The following is a 20,867-nucleotide window of genomic DNA, read 5'->3' on the forward strand; positions in this document are numbered from 1 at the left end:
GACATCACGATGGCCGAAAGAAAACCGATGACAAAGCGGATGGTGATCATGTTGATCAGCGTCGGCCTGCTGCTCGCCGCGCTGGTCGGCTTCAACCTGTTCCGCGCGCACATGTTCGCGAAGTTCATGACGGCCAACACCGCGCCGCCCGCCACGGTCTCGGCGGTGGTGGTCCACTATCAGTCGTGGCAGCCGCAGCTCGCGGCGGTCGGCAGCCTGCGCGCGGTGCGCGGCGTAGACGTGACGACCGAAGTCGCCGGCCTCGTGCGCGAGGTCGCGTTCGTGTCGGGGCAGGAAGCGAAAGCCGGACAGATCCTCGTGCGACTCAACGCCGACAGCGACGTCGCGCTGCTGCAATCGCTGCAGGCCGCGGCCCAACTCGCGCAGACGGTCTACGAGCGCGACCGCGCGCAGTACGACATCAAGGCGATCGCGAAGGCGCAGCTCGACGCCGATGCGGCCGACCTCAAGGGCAAGAAGGCGCAGGTCGCGCAACAGCAGGCGCTCGTCGACAAGAAGACGATTCGCGCGCCGTTCGCGGGGCGCCTCGGCATCACGACGATCAATCCGGGGCAATACCTGAATCCCGGCGACGCGATCGTCACGCTGCAAGCCATCGATCCGATCTACGCCGACTTCTCGGTACCGCAACAACAGCTCGGCCAGCTCGCGATCGGCGCGACCGTCAGCGTCGACACCAACGCGTACAGCGGGAAAACCTTCACCGGCAAGATCCAGTCGGTGAGCCCGAAAGTCGACAGCGCGACGCGCAACGTACAGATCGAAGCGAGCGTCGACAATCGCGAGCGCAAGCTGCTGCCCGGCATGTACGCGAACGTGAAGATCGACTCGGGCGCCGAACAGCGCTACCTGACCCTGCCGCAAACGGCGATCACCTACAACCCGTATGGCGCGACCGTGTTCGTCGTGAAGCCCGGCACGCAGCCCAACGCGCAGGGCAAGACGCTGCCCGTCGCCCAGCAGGTATTCGTAACGCCGGGGCCGACGCGCGGCGACCAGGTGGCGATTCTGAAGGGCATCGACGACGGCACGCAGGTCGTGACGAGCGGCCAGATCAAGCTGAAGAACGGCACGCCGCTGATCATCGACAACCGCGTGCAGCCGTCGGACAGTCCGAATCCGACGCCGCAGGAACAATGAGCGAGGCCGCCCGATCATGTTCACGGACATCTTCATTCGCCGGCCGGTACTCGCTTCGGTCGTGAGCCTGCTGATCCTCGTGCTCGGGTTGCGCGCGCTCGCGGTGCTGAAGGTCAGCCAGTATCCGCAGACCGAGAACGCGGTCGTCACGATCACGACGGCCTACTATGGCGCGAACTCGGACACCATCGCCGGCTTCATCACGCAGCCGCTCGAAGCGGCGATCGCGCAGGCACAGGGCATCGACTACATGTCGTCGACGAGCATCACGGGCGTGTCGACGATCATCGCGACGCTGCGACTGAACTACGATGCGAACCGCGCGCTGACCGAGATCAACACGCAGATCGGCTCGGTGCGCAACCAGTTGCCGCCGCAGGCGCAGCAGCCGGTGCTGACGGTGCAGACCGGGCAGACCACCGACGCGATGTACATGGGCTTCTACAGCAGCGTGCTGCCAAGCAACAACGTCACCGATTACCTGCTGCGCGTGGTCAAGCCCAAGCTCGATTCGATCCAGGGCGTGCAGACCGCCGAAGTGCTGGGCGGCCGGCAGTTCGCGATGCGCGCGTGGCTCGACTCGGCGCGGCTCGCCGCGCACGGCGTGAGCGCGGGTGACGTGTACACCGCGCTCGGCAACAACAACTATCTCGCCACGCTCGGCACGACGAAGGGGCAAATGGTCAGCGTCGACCTGGAAGCGGGCACGGAACTGCATACCGTCGACGACTTCAAGCAGCTCGTCGTCAAGCAGAAGAACGGCTCGATCGTGCGCCTCGAGGATGTCGCGAACGTCGTGCTCGGCGCCGACAGCTACGACTTCAACGTCGCGTTCAGCGGCAAGCGGTCGGTGTTCATCGGCATCAAGGTCGCACCGGACGCGAACATTCTCGACGTAGCCAAGCGCGTGAAAACCGTGTTTCCCGATCTACAGAAGCAGTTTCCGACCGGCATGACGGGCGACATCGTTTATGACGCGACCGACTTCGTCAACACCGCGATCAGGGAAGTGATCAAAACGCTCGTCGAAGCGCTCGTGATCGTCACCATCGTGATCTTCCTGTTTCTCGGCAGCTTCCGCGCGGTGATCGTGCCGTTGATCGCGATGCCGCTGTCGCTGATCGGCACGTTCTTCGTGATGCAGGTGCTCGGCTATTCGATCAATCTGCTCACGCTGCTCGCACTCGTGCTCGCGATCGGGCTCGTCGTGGACGACGCGATCATCGTCGTCGAGAACGTCGATCGGCACATGAAGCACGAAGGCAGGACACCGTTCGACGCCGCGCTGATCGCCGCTCGCGAACTGGGCGGCCCGATCGTCGCGATGACCGTCGTGCTGATCGCCGTGTACGCGCCGATCGGCTTCCAGGGCGGGCTGACGGGCGCGCTCTTCACCGAATTCGCGTTCACGCTCGCGGGCGCGGTGACGGTGTCGGGCGTGATCGCACTCACGTTGTCGCCGATGATGTGCTCGCGCTTCTTCCGTGCCGCGCAGGAGTCGGGCCGCTTCGCGCGTTTCGTCGACCGCCAGTTCGAGCGCGTGCATCGCGGCTACGGCCGCCTGTTGCATGCGACGCTCGATACCTGGCCCGTGTTCGTGATCATGGGCGCGCTGCTGCTGTGCGGCACGGTGTATCTGTTCATGACCTCGAAGTCGGAACTCGCGCCGCAGGAAGACCAGGGCATCGTGCTCTCGCAGATCATCGGGCCGCCCAACGCGACGATCCAGCAGATGCAGACCTACGCGGACCAGGTGTTCGATGCTTCGAAGACACTGCCCGAATATTCGCAGATGTTCCAGCTCACGGGCTCGCCGACTGTCAACCGGGGCATCGGCGGCGTGCTGTTCAAGACCTGGGATCAGCGCGGCAAGAACGCGACCGTGCTGCAGCAGGAGTTGCAGCAGAAGTGGAATCAGATCGCGGGCGCGCGCGTCGCGGCGTTCCAGTTTCCGCCGCTGCCGGGCGCGCAGGGCTTGCCGGTGCAGTTCGTGATCAGCACGACCGAGCCGTTCGAAAACCTCAACGAGGTGTCGCAAGCAGTGCTGGAAAAAGCGCGCGCGAGCGGCATGTTCTTTTTCGTCGATAGCGACCTGAAAATCGACAAGCCGGAAGTGACGCTCGTCGTCGATCGCGACAAGGTGGCGTCGCTCGGGCTGTCGCAAAGCGACGTCGGACAGGCGCTCGGGTCGGCGCTGGGCGGCGGCTACGTCAACTACTTCTCGATTGCGGGACGCTCGTACAAGGTGATTCCGCAGGTGTTGCAGATCGACCGGCTCAATCCGTCGCAAGTGCTCGACTACTATCTGCGCACGCCGGACGGCAACGTGATACCGGCGTCGACGATCGCGCATCTGCGGCACAGCGTCGTGCCCGAATCGATCAACCACTTCCAGCAGTTGAACTCGGCGACGATCTCCGGCGTGATCGTGCCGGGCGTGTCGCAAGGCCAGGTGCTCGATTTTCTGCGCAAGGCGACCGCGCAGGTCGCGCCGGCCGGCTATTCAGCCGATTACTCGGGAGAGTCGCGCCAGTTCGTGCAGGAGTCGGGCGGCTTCGTCATCACGCTGCTGCTCGCGACGATCATCGTGTTCCTCGCGCTCGCGGCGCAATTCGAGAGTTTCCGTGATCCGGTCGTGATCCTGATCTCGGTGCCGATGGCGCTGTTCGGCGCGCTGATCTTCATCAACATCGGCCTGACGACGCTGAATATCTACACGCAGGTCGGCCTCGTCACGCTGATGGGGCTCGTCAGCAAGCACGGCATTCTGATCGTGCAGTTCGCCAACGAATTGCAGCGCGCAGGTCGCGCGAAGCGCGAAGCGGTCGAGGAAGCCGCCGGCGTGCGGCTGCGCCCGATCCTGATGACGACCGCGGCGATGGTGCTCGGTGTGGTGCCGCTCGTGATCGCGTCGGGCGCGGGCGCGGCGGGCCGCAACGCAATGGGGCTCGTGATCTTCACCGGGATGTCGATCGGCACGCTGTTCACGTTGTTCGTCGTGCCGGCGATGTACATGTTTCTGGCCGCCGAACACCAGCGGCATGCTCAGGCGCCGAAGGCCGACGAGGCGGGTCAGGCGGGTTAGAGCCTGGGTGATCGCGTACCCGGCGCGGGGGTTGTTGTCCGAAATCTGAAAGCCGTCGTCCTGATGCCGTTACTCGCATCACTTAGACTACGGTGCATTCGCTGCGCAACGCGGCGCAAGACCAACCGGAGCCACGCACGATGAAAGCGATTCAGTTCAAATCTTTTGGCAACCCCGAAGTGCTCGAATACGTCGACCTGCCGACGCCGCAGGCCGACGCGGAGCATGCGGTCGTGCGGGTCATGGCGGCCTCGGTCAATCCGAGCGACGTGAAGAACGTGTCCGGCCATTTCGAACATACGGTGCTGCCGCGCACGCCGGGGCGCGACTTCAGCGGCGTGGTGGTGGACGGCCCGGCCGCGTGGCTCGACGCCGAGGTGTGGGGAACCGGCGGCGACATCGGCTTCACGCGCGACGGCACGCACGCCGAGTACCTCGGCATTCCGGTCGCGGCGCTGTCGCGCAAGCCCGTGGCGTTGAGCCACGTCGAGGCGGCGGCGATCGGCGTGAACTTCGTGGTCGCGTGGCTCGGCACCGTCGAATACGCGAAGTTGCAGGCCCGCGAGACCATTGCCGTGCTTGGCGCGGGCGGCGGTGTCGGTGGCGCGGTCGTGCAGATCGCGAAAGCACGCGGCGCGCGCGTGATCGCCGTCGACCGCCGGCCGCTCGATCCCGCCACGCCCGCGGGCCGCCTGATCGACGCCTACGTGGCGTTCGACGAACACGCGGCCGCACGCGTGCGCGAGCTGACCGGCGGCGCGGGCGCGGAAGTCGTGTACGACACGGTAGGCGGTGTCGCGTTCGAGACCGCGCTGAGTCTCGCGAAGCGGCGCGGCCGCGTGCTCGAAATCAGCGGGACCGGCAAGCGCCGCGTCGAGTTCGATCTGATCGACTTCTATCACAACGAGACGCAATTGCTCGGCGTCGACAGCGCGAAGCTCGGCGTCGCGGAATCGGCGCCGCTGATGACCGCGCTCGTCGAGGGCTTCGACAACGGCAAGCTGAGCGGCCCGGCGATCGCGCAGGAATTCCCGCTCGCCCGCGCGCGCGAAGCCTACGAGGCGGTCGCCGCCGGCACGCGCGGGCGCGTCGTGATTCGCATGCAATAACCGTCCCTCTGACACAGTGCATTGAAGCTGCGGCCTCCGGGCGTCGGCGACACGCTAAGATTGAGGCCGCCGGGCGCCCGCCCCGTCCGGCGAGAACGACAAAAGCATTGCCTCGGAGAATCTGATGTCTGAAGAATATGAAGTGCACGGTCCGCACGACCATGCCGTCGAACACGCCGGCCACGCCGCGCATCACGACGCCGATCCGTTCGCGAGCCGCATGGCCGTGATGACCGCGATCCTCGCGACGATCGGCGCGCTGTGCGCGTACCAGAGCGGCAACGCCGAAAACCTCGCGCTGTTCTTCAAGAACGAAGCCGCGATCAAGAAGACCGAAGCGTCGAACCAGTGGAGCTACTATCAGGCGAAGGGCGAAAAGGAAAACCTCGCGGAACTCGGCGCGGCGCTGTCGGCGCCCAATAGCGACGCGCACGCGAAGTTCGTCGCCGACGTCGAGAAATACAAGCAGCAGAAGGAGCCGATCCGCGCGAACGCAGAAGCGATCGAAAAACAGGTCGTCGCCGCCGATACGCGTAGCGAAACGCTGTTGCACGGCCATCATCGCTGGGCTCAGGCGACGCTGCTGATTCAGGTCGCGATTGCGCTGTGCGCGATCACGCTGCTCACGCGGAAGAACTGGCTGCGCAATCTGTCGTACCTGGTCGCGGGAGTGGGCGTCTTGACCGCGGGCGCGGCGTTTTTCGGGCTATGAGCGGGATGCTCGCGTTACTTTTCACCCAGAGCTTTGCAATCGGGAGCGTGTCGTGATCGATGGGTCCGCCGTGGTCGGCGTGTTTTCCGTGTATATCGCGGGCGTGGTGAGTCCGGGCCCGAACTTCGTCGCGGTCGCGCACAAGGCGGCTTCGGCGACGCGCATCGAAGCGCTCGCGATGGTCGCCGGCATCGTGCTCGTCAATCTGTTCTGGGCCAGCTGCGCGATTCTTGGCGTCGGCATCGTGTTCGCCGCGTTCCCGTGGCTCGCGCTCGTGGTCAGGATCGTGGGCGCGTGTTACCTGCTGTGGTTCGGCGGGCGGCTGATCTTCAATGCCTCGGCGGCGCGGCAAGCGGTGCTCGTCAAGGCACCGGCGGGCGGCTTCAGGCAGGCGTTCGCGCAGGGCTTCGCGACCAACATCGCGAATCCGAAGTCGATGGCGTTTTTTGCCGCGGTGTTTTCGTCGGCGGCGCCGGCGCATGTGAGTACCGGCACGTTCGCCGCGATGCTCGGCATGGTGCTCGTCGTCGCGAGCAGCTGGTATGGATTCGTCGCGCTGGCGCTGTCGCATCAGCGCATCGCGTCGGCTTATCGGCGCGGCAAGATGTGGGTGGATCGTGTGTGCGGCGGCTTGATCGTTGCGTTGGGGGTGCGGCAGCTGATTCGTTGAGGCTGCACCGACGTGTGCGTGAGCACCAATGTGCCAGCACCAAAGTGCCAACCTCAATCCGCGAGCCCGCGCGCACGCTCCAGCAACAACTCGCGCTCGCGCGTATTGCGCGTCATCGCCGCGGCGCGCTCGAACTCCGCGCGGGCTTCATCGACGCGTCCAAGCTTGACCAGCAGATCGCCGCGCACGCTCGGCAGCCAGTGATAATTCGCGAGCGCCGAACCGGCGGCGAGCGCATCGACGATCTCGAGTCCGGCCGCCGGCCCGAACGCCATCCCCACCGCGACCGCGCGATTCAACTCCACTACCGGCGACGGCGCGACCTGCGCCAGCGCATCGTAGAGCGCGACGATCTGCGCCCAGTCGGTGTCCTCGGCGCGTCGCGCTCGCGCATGGCACGCGGCGAGCGCCGCCTGCAACGCATACGGCCCGCTCTCGCCGCCGAGCGCATGCGCGTTGTCCAGCGCCGCGAAGCCGCGGCGAATCAGCAGCGGGTCCCAGCGGCTGCGATCCTGATCGAGCAGCAGTACCGGACGCCCCTGGGCGTCGGTGCGCGCGTGCGTACGCGACGCCTGAATCTCCATCAGCGCGACGAGACCGTGGACCTCGCTCTCGTCGGCTACGAGTCCGCTCAACACGCGCCCAAGCCGCAACGCCTCCTCGCATAGCGTCGGGCGCATCCAGTCGTCGCCGGCCGTGGCCGAATAACCTTCGTTGAAAATCAGGTAGATCACCTGCAGCACCGACGCGAGCCGCGCCGCGCGCGCGTCCGCCTGCGGCACCTCGAAAGGCACGCGCGCCGCCGACAGCGTGCGTTTCGCGCGCACGATCCGCTGCGCGATGGTCGGCTCCGGCACGAGAAACGCGCGCGCGATTTCGTCGGTGGTGAGGCCGCCGAGCAGGCGCAGCGTCAGCGCGACGCGCGCATCGGTCGACAGCACCGGATGGCACGCGGTGAAGATGAGCCGCAGCAGATCGTCGCCGATGTCGTCGGCGCGCGCGGCGTCGAGCGCATCGACGAAATCGGGCACCACGTGCGCTTCGATCGCGTCGAGATCGTGGCCGAGCTCCTCGCGCTTGCGCGCATGCAGCGCTTCCTGGCGCAGGCGATCGAGCGCGCGGTTCTTCGCGGCGGTCATCAGCCACGCTCCGGGGTTGTCGGGCACGCCCGCGTCCGGCCAATGCTCGAGCGCGGCCACCAGCGCGTCCTGCGCGAGTTCCTCGGCGAGTCCCACGTCGCGCACGATCCGCGCGACGTGAGCGATGACCTTCGCGGATTCGATCCGCCAGACAGCGTCGATCGCACGATGGGTAGCCTGTATCGTCACGGCGTCAGCCTTCACCTGCTGCCGGCGGTTGCGCGTTCAAGACCATGTACGCGGGCTCCCAGACGTAGTCCATCAAATCAGCGGCGATCTTCTTCGAGCTTGTGAAAGCGCTCGACTTCCGGCCCCGGCTCGAAGTCGTCGAGTTCGAACAGCTGCCGCACTTCGATTTCGCCATCGGCGTGCTCACCGAACGGCGCCGGGAAACGCCGCGCCCATTCCATCGCCTCGTCGCGCGAGCGCACCTGGATCAACGTGTAGCCCGCGATCAGCTCCTTGGTCTCCACGAACGGCCCGTCCACGATGCTCCGTTTGCCGCCGCTATAGCGCACGCGCCAGCCTTTCGAGCTCGGCTGCAGGCCCGTCGCGTCGAGCAGCACGCCGGCCTTCGCGAGTTCTTCGTGGTAGGCGCCCATGGCGGCGATCAGCGACGGTTCGGGCATCTCGCCGGCTTCGCTCGCGGCCGTGGCTTTTACGATGATCATGAATCGCATGTCGTTGCTCCTTGTTGTTAGTGGTTGGTCGTGAGTGGATTCTTGTGAATCGCCCGGCGGGGCCACGCCGGCTCGCCCCTCACTCACACGACGCGCGATGCACGGTCCGATCGACACGCGCGGCGGTCCCGACATCCCAGGGAAAACACCGAAGCTGGTGAAGTGGGACTCACGCGTGCCTAGATGAAGCACGGTCCGAGCTTGCGCACCTCGACCGTGCACCACGACGCCGCCGGGCAGGTTTGCGCGATCGCCACGGCCTCTTCACGGCTGTCGCAGTTCAACAGAAAGAAGCCGCCGATCATCTCCTTCGCCTCGGCGAACGGCCCGTCGACGAGCTTCGATTGGCCATGGCGGACCTGCACGCGCACGGCGTCCTTCTGCGAAGTCAGTGACTCGACCGCGAGCAGCTTGCCGCGCGCTTTCAGGTTCTCGGAGAAACGCACCATCTGGTCGTAGAGGTCGCGGCCCGCGGCTTCGCCGCGCTCCTCGCGTTGGTCCGTGGGTTCGACGATCAGCAGCATGTAGGACATGATGTCTCCGATAGGGCTCGGTTATATACGCGAGTCGGCATCGCAACGACGCCAGCGACGCCTGGCCTCGGCGGTATGCAGGAGGTACGCAAGCAGACAGGCGGCAAGCAGGCGCAGCCAGTCTAGCAAGCGGGAATCGCAGCGGCAAACGCGCCCGGCGGGACTTCTACGGACACTCGTAACAAGCCGCGCCACGCGCACCAGCCGGCCTCGCGCGACACGTCGATGCCGCTTTCAATGTGTCCGGAATCCATTTACGTCCGCGCTGAAACGGTCGTATCAGCCGTTCGACGAACGCAGCGCAGCGGGCAGCCACTCGCCCGGGCTCGCCGATAGCGCATTGAACTCATCGCCGGTGACCCGCGACGCTTCCGAAATGCGCGCCGCCAGATGCGTGCCGCTCAAACCGCCGCTTCCACCAGCGCCCGCAGTCGCGCGGAACGCATCAAACCTTCGATCATTTTCGCTTCCGCGCTCGCCAGCTCGCTCAGCGACGCCGCCGACAACTGTCCGTCGAAAATCGCTAGCGCCGCGCACAGACTTGCGTAGTCGTCGTCTTCGAGCGACCAGCGGCCAGTCTGGCGCTCGCGCACATCGAGCCGCACCATCGCCGCATGCGCGCTTTCGATGTCGGCGCGCGCGTCGGCGCCCCGTCCGGCATGCACAAGTTCCTGCGACACCAGCAAATGCCGGCTCAGCGTCGTGTGCAGAATGCGCGCGCCGTGGCCGCGGCGGAATGCATCGAGCGCGGCGTAGGCCTGCAACAGCATGGTCTGCGTGACCGGCGCGTGCGCGGTGCGGCTCTGGGTCAGAGAACGCAACAACGGGGACATGGCCGTGCGGCCGGGCTTGTGAACTCGCGACTTGCTGGACATCGATTCAACCTCCTTCTTTCGGCAGCGCGCCCGGACTTCGGCACGCGACGGCGGCAAACGCCGCGCTCAAACGTCCGACGTATTTCGCGCCCGACAGTTCACGCCATGCGCACGTCATGCGACGCGCCCGTTCTTCGAACGCATCGAAGAACGCAATGTCCGCATATCGGTTCGAAGCCGCCAGAAACAAGAAAGCCGCTTCGTTGCGACGAAAAAAAGCCCTGTTCCGCGAGGAACAGGGCTGACAGGATGGAACGGCCGAGCAGGCGCGTGGATGCCTGCCAACCTATAACCACCTAACCTGCAAAGCTATTGCTTACGTGTACTGCACCGGCAATTTCTACCGCTCGACAGGAAGCTTAAAACTACCGATTCAAACTACCACTTCAATTGCGACTGCATGGGCCGGTCCTCGCTATCTGCTACTTCTGGCCGCTACCCCTGTTGCTTCGCGCTCGTGCTCGATGCATTGCGCGCTTGTATTGCGTCAACTGCGGACTGCAAACTGCCAGATACGCACTGCGAACTGCGAACTGCAGACTACTCATCAACGGTACGGTTCAAATCCGACACGAGGGGAAGATCGCATCGATGGAGGTCGGTGATTCCTCGCTCCATGGAAAAGAGTGTATGCGCGCACGCGCGAAAGCAATTCAGCGAACCGAAGCGCTTTGGTGGGTTAATTTGGCGAATCGATGTAACAGCGGCCCCACGGAGCGCTCGATGTGAAATCAGCGATTGCACCGAAACGGTGCTGCGAAAGCCTGAGAGAAAAAACGCGAAGTGCGAAGCCGGCCGCATTCAGGCCGAGCGGAGCCGGTGCTATCGCGCCGGCGTCATCGCGTGTGCAGCTTCGAGCGATGACGCGCGCCACGCCACGCACGTCAACCGCGTGTGGAGAAATCGTCGATCGTCAGCAAGACCTTCTCACCGGGACGCGCGAGCATTTTTCGTTCGGCGATCGCCGTAATACGTTTGCGCCCATCCGCGAACGTCTTCAGAACGCGCGCCTCACCCGCGCCGCGTTGCAGCCAGAAGTGCTGCTCGAGCGCCTCGCGCGTGACCGCGCATTCAAGGTCTCGTCCCTGCGACGAAAGCTGGAAAATCACCGCGCGTCCATCTGCCGAGACGCTGGGTACCACCTCGATCATCGTCATAGCCCACCTCGCAACGTTGATTACGACGTTCGCCGCATAACGCGAACGTCCCCGGATAAGCGCGGCCGCGATGGGTCGACGACCGTGCCCGCGAAAAGTGAATCAACCTTGAGCAATGCGCATGCCACACAACGCAGCAGGCGGCGCCTCGCCGCATCGAGCGTTCGCCCTGCATCGCAACGTGAGAAGACTGCAACATAGCCGCGTGGCAAAAAAGCTCAGCCGGCGCGACAATCGACGTCAATCCTTACTCGCGCTTCGCACGATCATCGCGCGCCACCACCTTGCCGACATGTCCGACCAACTGCCCGACCAACGATCCGGGTTGACCTTGCGCCCCGCGCAACCCGACGACGAAGCCTTCCTGCTCGAACTGCGCAAGACGACGATGACCGAACACCTGGCGCGCGCCGGCGAGCCGACCGACGACGACGCCCATCGCGCGCGCCTGTTGCATCGCTACGACGCGGCGCAGGTGGTCTGCATCGACGGCGCGCCCGCGGGCTTGTTGAAGGCGCATCGCAACGACGACGAATGGTTCGTCGTGCAGTTGCAGATTGCGCCGGCGCTACAGGGTCGCGGCATCGGCGAGCAAGCGCTGCGCACGATCCTGCGCGCCGCCGCGGCCGAAGCGTTGCCGGTCAGCTTGCAGGTGCTCAAGGGCAATCCCGCCAAACGGCTGTACGATCGTCTTGGCTTCGAGATCGTCGGCGAGGATCAGACACAGTTTCACATGCGCCTTGCAGCGCGCGCGCCGGCGGAAAGCGAAGCAGAACGAATGTCGGATAAAGACTGATACGGAACGAGCCTGGCAATGAACTCTGATATGACTTTTCGCGCTGCTTCAGCAATACAAAGCTGGCACGCGCACATCTACTTCGACCCGGCGAGCCGCGATGCCGCCTGGGCGTTTCGCGAGCAGATCGACGCGCATTGGGGCGACAAACTGCAGATCGGGCGCTTCCACGAACGGCCGGTCGGGCCGCATCCGATGTGGTCGTATCAGCTCGCCTTCGCGCACACGCAGTTCGCCGACGTGGTCGGCTGGCTCACGCTCAATCACGGCGCGCTCGATGTCTTTGTGCATCCGAACACCGGCGACGCGCTGCGCGATCATCGCGACGCTGCCGTGTGGATCGGGCACTCGCACGAACTCGTGCTGAAGGCGCTGCTATAGCACCGCTGCGAACGCTACGGCGGCGTGCTCACATATTCGTATACGCGCTGCACCAGCCGCGCGACGCGACCTGTTTAGTGCCGAACAGCGTGCAGCCGCCGTATGCGTCCGATGCCTTGCCCTGGAACAGCGAGCAGTTCGCGCACGATTGCCCGGCCGCGAAATTCGGAAATCTGGCCTTGTCGACCTTCGACGCATCTTCGGTATAGCCGACCGCCTGCGCCCGCGGATCGCTCTCGCTGAGCGCATTGGGAACGGTCGCGGCGAACGCGAGCCGAGACAGCGCGAGCGACGAGCCGACGCCCGCGCTGACCAACAGGAAATGGCGCCGCGATGTTTTCATTTTCGTTTGCCTCTGGGTGGGGACTGAGGGATGCGTTCAATCGAGAAAGCGCGCGAAGCGCTCGACCGGTTCGCGCTCGGGGCGCAGCGTATTGACCGGCGCGTTGGGGTCGCCGAAACCGAGCGACATGCCGCACACAAATTGCTCGTTTTCGGGCAGGCCGAGATGTCCGGCAATCAGCCGATGAAACTGCATGAACGCGGCCTGCGGACAGGTGTCGAGACCGCGTCCGCGCGCGGCCGTCATGATCGCCTGCAGGAACATGCCGTAGTCGAGCCAGCTGCCGCGCTCGAGGCTGCGATCGATCGTGAACAGCAGGCCGACGGGTGCGTCGAAGAAACGGAAGTTGCGCGAGTGCTGTTCGTGCATGCGCGCCTTGTCGCCCTTCTCGATGCCAAGCAGGCTATACATGTCCCAGCCGATCTTGCGACGCCGGTCGATGAACGGCGACTGCCACTGGCGCGGATAGTACGCGTACTCCTCCTGGTACAGCTCGTCGCGCTGCGGATCGTCGTAGGCCGCGAGCAGATCGCGCGACAGACGCGCGAGCGATTCGCCCGTCAGCACGTACACCTTCCACGGCTGCGTGTTGGTGCCCGACGGTGCGTGGCTGGCGGCTTCGAGAATCGCTTCGATGTCGGCGCGCTGCACCGGTGTCGGCAGAAAGGCGCGCACCGAGCGCCGCGTGGTCAGCGCGGTGTCGACGGGGTTCGCGGGAGAGGTCATCGGCGGATGGCGGCAGAGCCTGCGGAGTAGGTCTGCGACGATTCTAGCGCGGACCGCTCAAAGCCTGCCCGTCAGCGCGCAGGCGTCGCCCGAAGCGTCGCGCTGCGCCCTTACATCGTCCCCAACACCACCGCCGCCGCAATCGATCCGACCACGAGCGCGAGCCCCACCGTCTTACGCTTGTTCAACTCGGTCCACAACAGCACGCCCGTCAACGACAGCAGGATCAGGCTGCCCGCGAGCGTATCGATCAGCAGCACCCAACCGACGCTCAAGCCCACACCCTTGTGCATGTTCGTCAGCATCGCGAGAAAGGTGTTCGCGCTGCGCTTGACCGTCACGGTGTGGTTGCCGACCCAGTATTCGGCCGACGTGTTTTCCTTCGGCGACCCGAAACTCAGTTGCCAGTGCTCGGGCTGCACGACGCTGCGATCGCCCCACGCCACCGGATGCTCGGTTTCCTTCTGGACGCGCCCCGGATTGCCGGCGATCTTCAGCTCCTGCTTGAGCCACTTCGCGAGCTCGCGCGGCGTTTGCGGCGCCGGTTGCGGCAGCGGCACCTGCATCACCGACACCTGCGGCTCGCCGGTCGAGACGCGCAGCGGGCCACCGCGATGATTCAGAAAGAAGCCCGTCGTGCCGAACAGCAGACCAAGCGCCGCGCCCCACAATCCGACCCAGCCATGCACCTTGCGCAGCCACTTGATGAAGGTCGCGCGACGCGGGCGCTGCTGGCGCGATTTCAGTTCATGGTCATCGAGCCGACGCGGCTCCTGCGCGTCATGTTCGCCGGCCGCGGGCGGTTGAATGTCGAGGGTGTCCGAGACGCTCACGTTTCACTCCAGGTGCGCAGCAGATTGTGATAACAGCCGACGAGGCTGCGTCGCGCAGCTTCGTCGGCATGGGTGGCATTGAGCCGTTGAATCGCGGTGTCCATGTCGAACAGCAGCGCGCGATGCGTGTCGCTGCGCACGAGGCTCTGCACCCAGAAGAAGCTCGCCACCCGCGCGCCGCGCGTGACCGGCGTCACCTGGTGCAGACTCGTCGCCGGATAGACGATCATGTCGCCGGCCGGCAGTTTCACCTGCTGCACGCCGTAGGTGTCCTCGATCACGAGTTCGCCGCCGTCGTATTCGTCGGGCGCGCTGAGAAACAGCGTCACCGACACGTCGGTGCGCAGCTTCACGCCGTTCGGCAGCACGCGCACCGCGCCATCGACGTGGCTGCCGAACTGCATGCCGCCCTCGTAGCGGTTGAAGAGCGGCGGATAGACCTGGTTGGGCAGCACCGCGCTGATGAACAGCGGGTTGCGTTCGATCGCCGCGAGAATCACATCGCCGAGTTCGCGCGCGAGCGTCGAGTGCTCGGCAATCTGCTGATTGCGCTTGACCGGCGCGCCCTGATAGCCCGCGGTCGCGCGGCCATCGACCCATGCGTCGCCGGCTCGATCGAGCCGCTCGCGCATGAAGCGCAACTGCCCGGCGTCCAGTACCTTCGGAATGTGCAGCAACATAGTGTGTCCTTCGCGTCGGCTTGCCGTTCGCAACAGCGGCAAGCCGTACGCATGCGCTCAGTGCGTATCAAAAGCGCGTATCAAAAGCGGTAGTTGAACGTCGCGAGCAGCGTGCGGCCGATGCCCGGCACCGAACGTCCCCCGTCCGACGGAATCAACGCGTCGTAGTAGTACTTGTTGGTGAGGTTCAGCAGGTTCAGGCGCACGTCGTACTTCTTCGCGTGATAGGCAGCGGTCGCGTCCCAACGCGTGTAGCCCGGCACCTTCACGTAGTTCGTATTCGACGCATAACGTGGCGACATGTAGATCGGACCGCCGCCGATTTCCCAATGCGGCGTTATCGCGTACGTGGTCCAGAACGTCAGCGTGTTGCGCGGCGTGTTGGCCGGCGTGTGGCCCTGAGTGCCGTCGGCCGCTTTCAGGATCGTCGCGTCCATGTACGTGTAGCCGCCGAAAATCTGCCACTTGTCGGTGATGTGCCCCGTCACGCCCGCCTGGAAGCCGTCGACGCGAATGTTGCCGGCGAGCTGGTACTCGGTCGGTGACACCTGCGTGCGCGCGTTGTCCTTTTCCTCGCGGAAGATCGCCGAGGTCACCGACATGTTGCCGCCGAACAGATCCCACTTGCCGCCGATTTCATACGACTTCGTCGATTCCGGCGCGAGGTTCTGAGTGCGGTTCGTGACCGTCAGGTTTTCGAGCGACGGGTTGAACGACGTGCCGTACGACACGTAGTACGACTGCCAGTCGGTCGGCTGGTAGATGACGCCCGCGCGCACGCTCGTGAAGTAGTTGGTCTGGCTCGCATAAGCCGGCGCGCTGATCGTATTGCGGATTCCCGCCGAGAAACGATCCCAGCGCACACCGCCGATCAGCTTCCAGTGCGGCGTCAGCGTGATCGTGTCGTTCAGGTAAGCGGCAATTTCGTTCGCGCTCGAATCGGCGTAGTTGCCGACCGTCGTCGTCACGTTCGACGGCGTGCCCATGATCGGCGGATTGAGCATCGGCACGATCGGCAGGTTGTTGCGCGTGTACGCCTGGTTCGTATAGCTGTCGTGGCCCACTTCGACACCGGCGATCAGGTCGTGCCTGATCGGTCCGGTGTCGAATTTGTATTCGAGCATCGTGTCGTTGTAGATCGCATGATTCTGGATCACGCGGTCATGACTTTGCAGCTTGATGAACAGCTGCGACGGCGACAGCGTCGTGAAGTTGCCGTTGGTCAACGCTGTGCTGGACGACAGCGGTCCGGTCAGCACCGCTTGCGGCGCGGTTTCGCGCGCGTCGGTCATGGAGTGCGAGATCTGCGTCTGGTTCGTCAGCGTCAGGGCGTCGGAGAACTTGTGCTTGATCGCCGCGGTAAAGATCTGCACGTCCTGGATCGTGCGGTCGCTGGTCAAACCGTAGAACGTGTTCTTCGGTACCGGCGACGGGCGGCCGTTCAGCGCCTGGATGCCGTAGTCGGGCATGTCGTGGTTGCGCTGGATCAGCGCCGACAGCGTGATCTCGGTCGGCGTGCCGATGCCGAAGCGCAGTTCCGGCGCGACGCCGAAGTCCTTGTTCTTCATCACGTCGCGCGTCGAGCCGAGGCTCTGGCCGAATGCATTGAGGCGGATCGCCGAGGTGTCGGTGAGCTTGTGGTTCACGTCGACGGTGGAGCGGTAGCGCTCGTCGGTGCCGATCATGCCGGAGACTTCCGCCGAGTCCGTCAGGTTCGCCTTCTTACTGACCTGGTTGATCACGCCGCCGGTCGAGCCGCGGCCGAACAGCATCGACGACGGACCGTACAGCACTTCGAGCGATTCAAGATTGAACGTGTCGCGGTAGTACTGATTGCGGTCCCGAAAGCCGTCCAGATAGATGTCGTTCTGCGCGGTGAAGCCGCGCAGGTTGATGTTGTTGCCGATCTGGCCGCCTTCGGCCGCGCCGATCGTCACGCCGGGCGCGTTGCGCAGCGCGTCCGCAAACGACGTCGCGCCCTGTGAGGCGAGCAGGTCGCGATTGATCACGGTGACGGTCTGCGGAATGTCGCGAAGCGCGGTCGGCGTCTTGGCGCCGACGGTCGCACGGTCGGCCTGGAAGTCCTGCTGAACGGCCTGAGCCTGCACGCCGATGGTCGGCAGCGTCTGCGCGGCGGCGGGTGTGTTGTTCCGGGCGTTGGTTTGTGCGTTCTGCGGCGCGCTTTGCGCGAGCGCCGGGGTCGCCAAAGGAATGGCAAAAGCGAGCGCTAGCGCTGTCGCGAGCGGCGTGTGATTGAGCATGGAAATCCCGTCAGAAATGCGTTTGTCAGATTCGCATCACTGACGTCGAATTCATGACAAAGCCGCAAATGGCTGGCTGCCGCTCTCCGTAGTGTGAGATGGAGATGACGGGATGGCTGGCTAGGTTTAAATGAGAATCGCTATCATTTCATATCTACTGGAAGTCAGCAATCCCGGCGTGCGTCGGGCACATCGAATCGCGACTCGGTTTATCCTTTTTACAACAATGTAGTTTCATCGCTTCGGCAGCGCTTTCCTTCCCCTCTGGAGTCGACTTTATGCAATATCGCCAATTCGGCCGCACCGGCCTGACCGTTTCTCGCCTGTGTCTCGGCACCATGACCTTCGGGCTGCAAACCGAAGAAGTCGCATCGCACCGCATCCTCGACACGGCCGCGGACGCCGGTGTCAATTTCATCGATACCGCGAACGTCTATCCGCTCGGCGGCGACGAAAATCTGGCCGGACGCACCGAGGAAATCGTCGGACGCTGGCTGAAGGGCAAACGCGAGCGCTTCATCGTCGCGACCAAGGCGGTCGGCAAGATGGGGCCCGCCGCGTGGGACCAGGGCGCGTCGCGCAAGCACCTGCTCGATGCGATCGACGCGTCCTTGCAGCGCCTCGGCACCGACTACGTCGACCTGTACCAGCTCCATTCCGACGACGCGAAGACCCCGCTCGACGAGACGCTCGAAGCGCTCGATGCGATCGTGCGCTCGGGCAAGGCGCGCTATATCGGCGTGTCGAACTTTCTCGCCTACCGGCTCGCGCGCGCACTGGGGCGCGCGGACGTGCTCCGCGTCGCGCGCTTCGTGTCGGTCCAGCCGCGCTACAACCTGCTGTTTCGCCAGATCGAGCGCGAGCTGCTGCCGCTGGCCGCCGAGGAGCAGCTGGCCGTGATGCCGTATAACCCGCTCGCGGGCGGACTGCTGAGCGGCAAGCACCGGCTCGACGCGACGCCCGCCGAAGGGCGCTTCACCGAAAGCGTCGGCAAGGCTGGCGCGATGTATCAGGAGCGCTACTGGCACGAGCGCGAGTTCGACACGATCGAAAGGCTGAAGGCGATCGTCGCGCCGACTGGCGAATCGCTGGCGAAGGTCTCGCTTGCGTGGGTGCTCGCGAATCCGCTGATTACGTCGGCGATCATTGGTGCGAGCCGCGCGGAGCAGTTGAGCGATACGCTCGCGGCGACCGGGCTCACGCTCGACGCCGCGATCAAGACCCAGCTCGATGAAGCGAGCGTGCAGTATCGCTGGGGGGACGCGGCGCGCTAGGCGCCCGCCGGCAGATCGGGCGCGGCCCGGCGTTCGGCCGCGCGTCTTCATCGTCCGTAGCGCAGCACGGTGCTCGTCGCGACGAGCACGTGATCCTTGATCGCGGCGTGGAACGCGTCGCGCGTCAAGCCGGCCGGCAATGCGTCGGGCGGCAGATCGAGCGCATAGACCTGCGCCACGTAGTGATGCGGTACCTCGCCGACGGGCGGACACGGGCCGTAATAGCCGGGGCCGCCGGTGCGATTCGTGCCGGCGACGCTGCCCGCCGGCGCGGCTTCGCCTTCGGCGAGTCCGGTCGTGGTAGGCGCGATGCCATAGACGATCCAGTGCACGATGCCGAGGCCTTTCGCGCCGTCGGGATCGAAGATCGTCACCGCGAAACTTTTCGTGCCGGCCGGCGCGTTATGCCATTGCAGCGCCGGCGACACGTTGCCGCCGCCGCAATTGTTCGCGCTCGCCGCGTGGCTTGCGTTGAGCGTGCCGCCATCGGCCAGTCCCGGCGACGACACCGCGAAGGCCTGTGCCGCATACGCATGCGCGCTCGCGTAAGCGAGCAGCGCGCACGCGCCGACGGAGAGGAGGCGCCGCGCGAGGCTCAGGTGGATGCGAGTCATTGGGAGTCTCCGGAGTTGGACGTGCCGTTGAGAGCTTTGCAGTTCAGAGAGCAACTATAACGAGAATGTTGTTTTGAGATGGAAGAGGCGGCATATTGCGCATGGGGCTACGCGAATCAAACAGATAGCGATCCTACGTGATCGACTGATTAATTCGTTCTTGCCCCTTTGTCGTTCAAAGAAAGAAATGGAGTTGCCTGAATGTCTACAAAACACGCCCACTCGCATCGCCCAACGAAAACTGCGCCGCCGCAATGGAAAGAGAAGCCGGCAAGCATTGTGCCGCTCACGGTTCAGAATGCGCTGAAAGACGCCATGCGCACCGAGCGCATTCCAGACAAGGATTTCAGCGATCTGCTATGGATCATGGCTCAGGAATCCGCCGGTGTCGTCGATGCGCGCAACGGGACTTCAACAGCGCGTGGTCTGTTTCAACTGCTGCGCGCGCAATACAGCTTGAACCCCCGCGGAGAGGCATCATTCGGTAATGCGAAGGAGGAGTGCCAAGGCGGAATCCGTTACATTTATGGCCGCTACCATTCCGCAAATATGGCCAGAGGATTCTGGCAACAACACCACTGGTATTAAAACGATGCGTCTTTCGTCCTGGCTTATTGCCACATTGATGTTCGGCGCAGTATCCGGTTTGGCCCTTGCGGAATCGGTTCCCCGGTTTGAGGATTGTCCCGCCACTGTCGAGTCCAGGCACGCTCCGATGCCACGCATGATATTCACGGACGCGACGGCACGTCATTACCGCAGCATTCTTCGTGAAGCCGCAAAGGAGCCGATTAACTTCGCGGGCCACTACGTTCTCGCTACGTGGGGATGCGGTGCTGGATGCGTGATGGCGGCGGCAATCGATACGAACTCGGGCCGCGTCACTTCGCTGCCGTTCACGGTTTCCGATTGGCCGCTGGACATCACGGAGCCGCTTGCCTATCGCGCAGACAGTTGCCTGCTGATCGCTCACGGTAGCCGCAATGAAAGCGCCGAGCACGGAACCTACTACTACGCGTTCGACGGCAAAACATTTGCCTTGCGCGCAAGTACGACAAACGTCGGGCGTTAGACAAACCGCGGAAGCAGTGAACGAGCCGTCACCCCGTGCACTGCCTCCGAGTTTGCGGCAGCCACAGATATGCAACGACAGTAGATTTCGACACAAGACTCGGTTCACTCGCTTGCGTGTGAACCACTTTAACGTTGACGGATGGGCATCTACGGCGAGAGGTGTGTCAACTTTACTTGATCAGAATGGACAACTGAATTGCGCGAAAACTACTGTTACGACCACTACTATTTCAACGAACCTGAGGCGAAGTATCGCACTGACCGCGCGAACTTCTGGAGTTTGCCGTGAAGAAGGTCGGGGTTGGCATCCTAACTGGTTTTGCCCTCATCTTCGGCATGTCTGCTTGCTATGCAAAAGGCGATCAACGTGCGACTCCACAAGCTGGAGCACGTACTTACGCACAGAATTACAAAGACATGGTTCTGGCTACTTGTATAGCGAACGCCTACAGGAACGACAAAGATGCTGCTATGGATGCGGGAAGCAGCGTCAGTGCATTGCGAGACTGGACTTACTACGACTTGGAGAAGGCTCCAGACGCGATCAAAACCTTGGTGGACAATTATCTGGCGCGAAATTATCAAAACCCGCTGGTTGAATCGGAAACTGAAGGTGTCCGTTTCGATTTCCTGAAGTGTCTGAACCTGTATCACAGTAAGGAATTGGACGCACAGGTCAAGCGTTTGGTCATTAACCCCAGGCGCACTTACAGGCAAGATAATCCGTTGCCAGCAGAGCCGAAGTAGTTATGAGCACGTCCAGC

At 64.0% G+C, this 20,867-nt stretch carries 23 protein-coding genes; 11 read left to right on the forward strand and 12 right to left on the reverse strand.

Annotation, left to right across the window (positions count from 1 at the left end; all coding sequences use genetic code 11):
• The first annotated feature begins 9 nt into the window (after positions 1 to 9).
• From HDG33_RS16520 to HDG33_RS16540, 5 genes are all read left to right on the forward strand, one after another.
• The gene (locus tag HDG33_RS16520) at positions 10 to 1,161 is read left to right on the forward strand and encodes an efflux RND transporter periplasmic adaptor subunit (protein WP_184030494.1); all 1,152 of its coding nucleotides are present in this window, start codon (positions 10 to 12) and stop codon (positions 1,159 to 1,161) included.
• Positions 1,162 to 1,177: 16 nt separating this feature from the next.
• Positions 1,178 to 4,246, forward strand: coding sequence for an efflux RND transporter permease subunit (locus tag HDG33_RS16525; protein ID WP_221311433.1), 3,069 nt, complete (start codon positions 1,178 to 1,180; stop codon positions 4,244 to 4,246).
• A gap of 140 nt (positions 4,247 to 4,386) precedes the next feature.
• Positions 4,387 to 5,355, forward strand: a complete 969-nt coding sequence (locus HDG33_RS16530) for a zinc-binding alcohol dehydrogenase family protein (RefSeq protein ID WP_184030504.1) — start codon at positions 4,387 to 4,389, stop codon at positions 5,353 to 5,355.
• Positions 5,356 to 5,479: 124 nt separating this feature from the next.
• A complete protein-coding gene (locus HDG33_RS16535; RefSeq protein WP_184030515.1) occupies positions 5,480 to 6,067 on the forward strand; it encodes a DUF4337 domain-containing protein in 588 nt (195 codons plus the stop codon).
• Positions 6,068 to 6,119: 52 nt separating this feature from the next.
• Complete coding sequence (locus tag HDG33_RS16540) at positions 6,120 to 6,737, forward strand: LysE family translocator (RefSeq protein ID WP_184030520.1); 618 nt, start codon at positions 6,120 to 6,122, stop codon at positions 6,735 to 6,737.
• Positions 6,738 to 6,790: 53 nt separating this feature from the next.
• Here the strand turns inward: HDG33_RS16540 and HDG33_RS16545 are convergent, their stop codons facing one another.
• The 6 genes from HDG33_RS16545 to HDG33_RS16565 all read right to left on the reverse strand — a co-directional run bounded on the left by HDG33_RS16545 (position 6,791) and on the right by HDG33_RS16565 (position 11,121).
• Entirely contained in the window at positions 6,791 to 8,065 is a 1,275-nt protein-coding gene (locus tag HDG33_RS16545) for an RNA polymerase sigma factor (protein WP_184030522.1), read from the reverse strand.
• Positions 8,066 to 8,142: 77 nt separating this feature from the next.
• Positions 8,143 to 8,556, reverse strand: coding sequence for a YciI family protein (locus HDG33_RS16550; protein ID WP_018423912.1), 414 nt, complete (start codon positions 8,554 to 8,556; stop codon positions 8,143 to 8,145).
• 179 nt (positions 8,557 to 8,735) lie between these two features.
• Complete coding sequence (locus HDG33_RS16555) at positions 8,736 to 9,089, reverse strand: YciI family protein (RefSeq protein ID WP_184030524.1); 354 nt, start codon at positions 9,087 to 9,089, stop codon at positions 8,736 to 8,738.
• Between the two features lie 279 nt (positions 9,090 to 9,368).
• A complete protein-coding gene (locus HDG33_RS37325) occupies positions 9,369 to 9,494 on the reverse strand; it encodes a hypothetical protein (RefSeq protein ID WP_260330442.1) in 126 nt (41 codons plus the stop codon).
• Positions 9,491 to 9,964, reverse strand: coding sequence for a hypothetical protein (locus tag HDG33_RS16560; RefSeq protein ID WP_184030527.1), 474 nt, complete (start codon positions 9,962 to 9,964; stop codon positions 9,491 to 9,493). The genes HDG33_RS37325 and HDG33_RS16560 overlap by 4 nt, the downstream gene beginning before the upstream one ends.
• Before the next feature lie 884 nt (positions 9,965 to 10,848).
• Positions 10,849 to 11,121 carry a DUF1488 domain-containing protein gene (locus HDG33_RS16565; RefSeq protein WP_090807933.1) on the reverse strand — a complete coding sequence of 91 codons (273 nt, stop codon included), beginning with the start codon at positions 11,119 to 11,121 and terminating at the stop codon, positions 10,849 to 10,851.
• 292 nt (positions 11,122 to 11,413) lie between these two features.
• On the opposite strand from HDG33_RS16565, the gene HDG33_RS16570 reads away from it, so the two are divergent.
• The gene (locus HDG33_RS16570; RefSeq protein ID WP_184030530.1) at positions 11,414 to 11,917 is read left to right on the forward strand and encodes a GNAT family N-acetyltransferase; all 504 of its coding nucleotides are present in this window, start codon (positions 11,414 to 11,416) and stop codon (positions 11,915 to 11,917) included.
• A 30-nt stretch (positions 11,918 to 11,947) separates the two neighbouring features.
• On the forward strand, positions 11,948 to 12,298 hold the full coding sequence (locus HDG33_RS16575) for a DOPA 4,5-dioxygenase family protein (protein ID WP_184031218.1): 351 nt from the start codon (positions 11,948 to 11,950) through the stop codon (positions 12,296 to 12,298).
• Between the two features lie 28 nt (positions 12,299 to 12,326).
• Here the strand turns inward: HDG33_RS16575 and HDG33_RS16580 are convergent, their stop codons facing one another.
• From HDG33_RS16580 to HDG33_RS16600, 5 genes are all read right to left on the reverse strand, one after another.
• Positions 12,327 to 12,641, reverse strand: coding sequence for a high-potential iron-sulfur protein (locus HDG33_RS16580; RefSeq protein WP_184030533.1), 315 nt, complete (start codon positions 12,639 to 12,641; stop codon positions 12,327 to 12,329).
• Positions 12,642 to 12,677: 36 nt separating this feature from the next.
• Complete coding sequence (locus HDG33_RS16585) at positions 12,678 to 13,367, reverse strand: nitroreductase (RefSeq protein ID WP_184030536.1); 690 nt, start codon at positions 13,365 to 13,367, stop codon at positions 12,678 to 12,680.
• 110 nt (positions 13,368 to 13,477) lie between these two features.
• Positions 13,478 to 14,200, reverse strand: a complete 723-nt coding sequence (locus HDG33_RS16590) for a PepSY-associated TM helix domain-containing protein (RefSeq protein ID WP_184030539.1) — start codon at positions 14,198 to 14,200, stop codon at positions 13,478 to 13,480.
• Positions 14,197 to 14,880 (reverse strand): Fe2+-dependent dioxygenase, encoded by a 684-nt coding sequence (locus HDG33_RS16595; RefSeq protein WP_184030542.1) that lies wholly within the window; start codon positions 14,878 to 14,880, stop codon positions 14,197 to 14,199. The genes HDG33_RS16590 and HDG33_RS16595 overlap by 4 nt, the downstream gene beginning before the upstream one ends.
• 80 nt (positions 14,881 to 14,960) lie before the next feature.
• A complete protein-coding gene (locus HDG33_RS16600) occupies positions 14,961 to 17,141 on the reverse strand; it encodes a TonB-dependent siderophore receptor (RefSeq protein ID WP_184030545.1) in 2,181 nt (726 codons plus the stop codon).
• A 278-nt stretch (positions 17,142 to 17,419) separates the two neighbouring features.
• Here HDG33_RS16600 and HDG33_RS16605 point away from each other — a divergent pair, with 278 nt between their 5' ends.
• Positions 17,420 to 18,415, forward strand: coding sequence for an aldo/keto reductase (locus tag HDG33_RS16605; protein WP_184030548.1), 996 nt, complete (start codon positions 17,420 to 17,422; stop codon positions 18,413 to 18,415).
• A 47-nt stretch (positions 18,416 to 18,462) separates the two neighbouring features.
• On the opposite strand, the gene HDG33_RS16610 is transcribed toward HDG33_RS16605, so the two are convergent.
• Positions 18,463 to 19,029, reverse strand: a complete 567-nt coding sequence (locus HDG33_RS16610; RefSeq protein ID WP_184030551.1) for a YbhB/YbcL family Raf kinase inhibitor-like protein — start codon at positions 19,027 to 19,029, stop codon at positions 18,463 to 18,465.
• 201 nt (positions 19,030 to 19,230) lie between these two features.
• On the opposite strand from HDG33_RS16610, the gene HDG33_RS16615 reads away from it, so the two are divergent.
• The 3 genes from HDG33_RS16615 (at position 19,231) to HDG33_RS16625 (ending at position 20,850) form a co-directional block, all read left to right on the forward strand.
• Entirely contained in the window at positions 19,231 to 19,617 is a 387-nt protein-coding gene (locus HDG33_RS16615; RefSeq protein ID WP_184030555.1) for a hypothetical protein, read from the forward strand.
• Between the two features lie 4 nt (positions 19,618 to 19,621).
• Entirely contained in the window at positions 19,622 to 20,101 is a 480-nt protein-coding gene (locus HDG33_RS16620; protein WP_184030561.1) for a hypothetical protein, read from the forward strand.
• A gap of 338 nt (positions 20,102 to 20,439) precedes the next feature.
• Complete coding sequence (locus HDG33_RS16625) at positions 20,440 to 20,850, forward strand: type VI secretion system amidase immunity protein Tai4 (protein WP_184031221.1); 411 nt, start codon at positions 20,440 to 20,442, stop codon at positions 20,848 to 20,850.
• The last annotated feature ends 17 nt before the right edge of the window (positions 20,851 to 20,867 follow it).

Source organism: Paraburkholderia sp. Cpub6 (assembly GCF_014201065.1).
GTDB classification, from domain to species: Bacteria; Pseudomonadota; Gammaproteobacteria; order Burkholderiales; family Burkholderiaceae; genus Paraburkholderia; species Paraburkholderia tuberum.

What these genes read in the sequence shown, in the direction of transcription:
- HDG33_RS16620 (WP_184030561.1), top strand. Translation starts at nt 19,622, where the DNA reads ATGCGTCTTTCGTCCTGGCTTATTGCCACATTGATGTTCGGCGCAGTA.
- HDG33_RS16535 (WP_184030515.1), top strand. Translation starts at nt 5,480, where the DNA reads ATGTCTGAAGAATATGAAGTGCACGGTCCGCACGACCATGCCGTCGAA.
- HDG33_RS16595 (WP_184030542.1), bottom strand. Translation starts at nt 14,880, where the DNA reads ATGTTGCTGCACATTCCGAAGGTACTGGACGCCGGGCAGTTGCGCTTC.
- HDG33_RS16615 (WP_184030555.1), top strand. Translation starts at nt 19,231, where the DNA reads ATGTCTACAAAACACGCCCACTCGCATCGCCCAACGAAAACTGCGCCG.
- HDG33_RS16625 (WP_184031221.1), top strand. Translation starts at nt 20,440, where the DNA reads ATGTCTGCTTGCTATGCAAAAGGCGATCAACGTGCGACTCCACAAGCT.
- HDG33_RS16585 (WP_184030536.1), bottom strand. Translation starts at nt 13,367, where the DNA reads ATGACCTCTCCCGCGAACCCCGTCGACACCGCGCTGACCACGCGGCGC.
- HDG33_RS16605 (WP_184030548.1), top strand. Translation starts at nt 17,420, where the DNA reads ATGCAATATCGCCAATTCGGCCGCACCGGCCTGACCGTTTCTCGCCTG.
- HDG33_RS16560 (WP_184030527.1), bottom strand. Translation starts at nt 9,964, where the DNA reads ATGTCCAGCAAGTCGCGAGTTCACAAGCCCGGCCGCACGGCCATGTCC.
- HDG33_RS16565 (WP_090807933.1), bottom strand. Translation starts at nt 11,121, where the DNA reads ATGACGATGATCGAGGTGGTACCCAGCGTCTCGGCAGATGGACGCGCG.
- HDG33_RS16610 (WP_184030551.1), bottom strand. Translation starts at nt 19,029, where the DNA reads ATGACTCGCATCCACCTGAGCCTCGCGCGGCGCCTCCTCTCCGTCGGC.
- HDG33_RS16575 (WP_184031218.1), top strand. Translation starts at nt 11,948, where the DNA reads ATGACTTTTCGCGCTGCTTCAGCAATACAAAGCTGGCACGCGCACATC.
- HDG33_RS16555 (WP_184030524.1), bottom strand. Translation starts at nt 9,089, where the DNA reads ATGTCCTACATGCTGCTGATCGTCGAACCCACGGACCAACGCGAGGAG.
- HDG33_RS16580 (WP_184030533.1), bottom strand. Translation starts at nt 12,641, where the DNA reads ATGAAAACATCGCGGCGCCATTTCCTGTTGGTCAGCGCGGGCGTCGGC.
- HDG33_RS16520 (WP_184030494.1), top strand. Translation starts at nt 10, where the DNA reads ATGGCCGAAAGAAAACCGATGACAAAGCGGATGGTGATCATGTTGATC.
- HDG33_RS16530 (WP_184030504.1), top strand. Translation starts at nt 4,387, where the DNA reads ATGAAAGCGATTCAGTTCAAATCTTTTGGCAACCCCGAAGTGCTCGAA.
- HDG33_RS16600 (WP_184030545.1), bottom strand. Translation starts at nt 17,141, where the DNA reads ATGCTCAATCACACGCCGCTCGCGACAGCGCTAGCGCTCGCTTTTGCC.
- HDG33_RS16525 (WP_221311433.1), top strand. Translation starts at nt 1,178, where the DNA reads ATGTTCACGGACATCTTCATTCGCCGGCCGGTACTCGCTTCGGTCGTG.
- HDG33_RS16570 (WP_184030530.1), top strand. Translation starts at nt 11,414, where the DNA reads ATGTCCGACCAACTGCCCGACCAACGATCCGGGTTGACCTTGCGCCCC.
- HDG33_RS16550 (WP_018423912.1), bottom strand. Translation starts at nt 8,556, where the DNA reads ATGCGATTCATGATCATCGTAAAAGCCACGGCCGCGAGCGAAGCCGGC.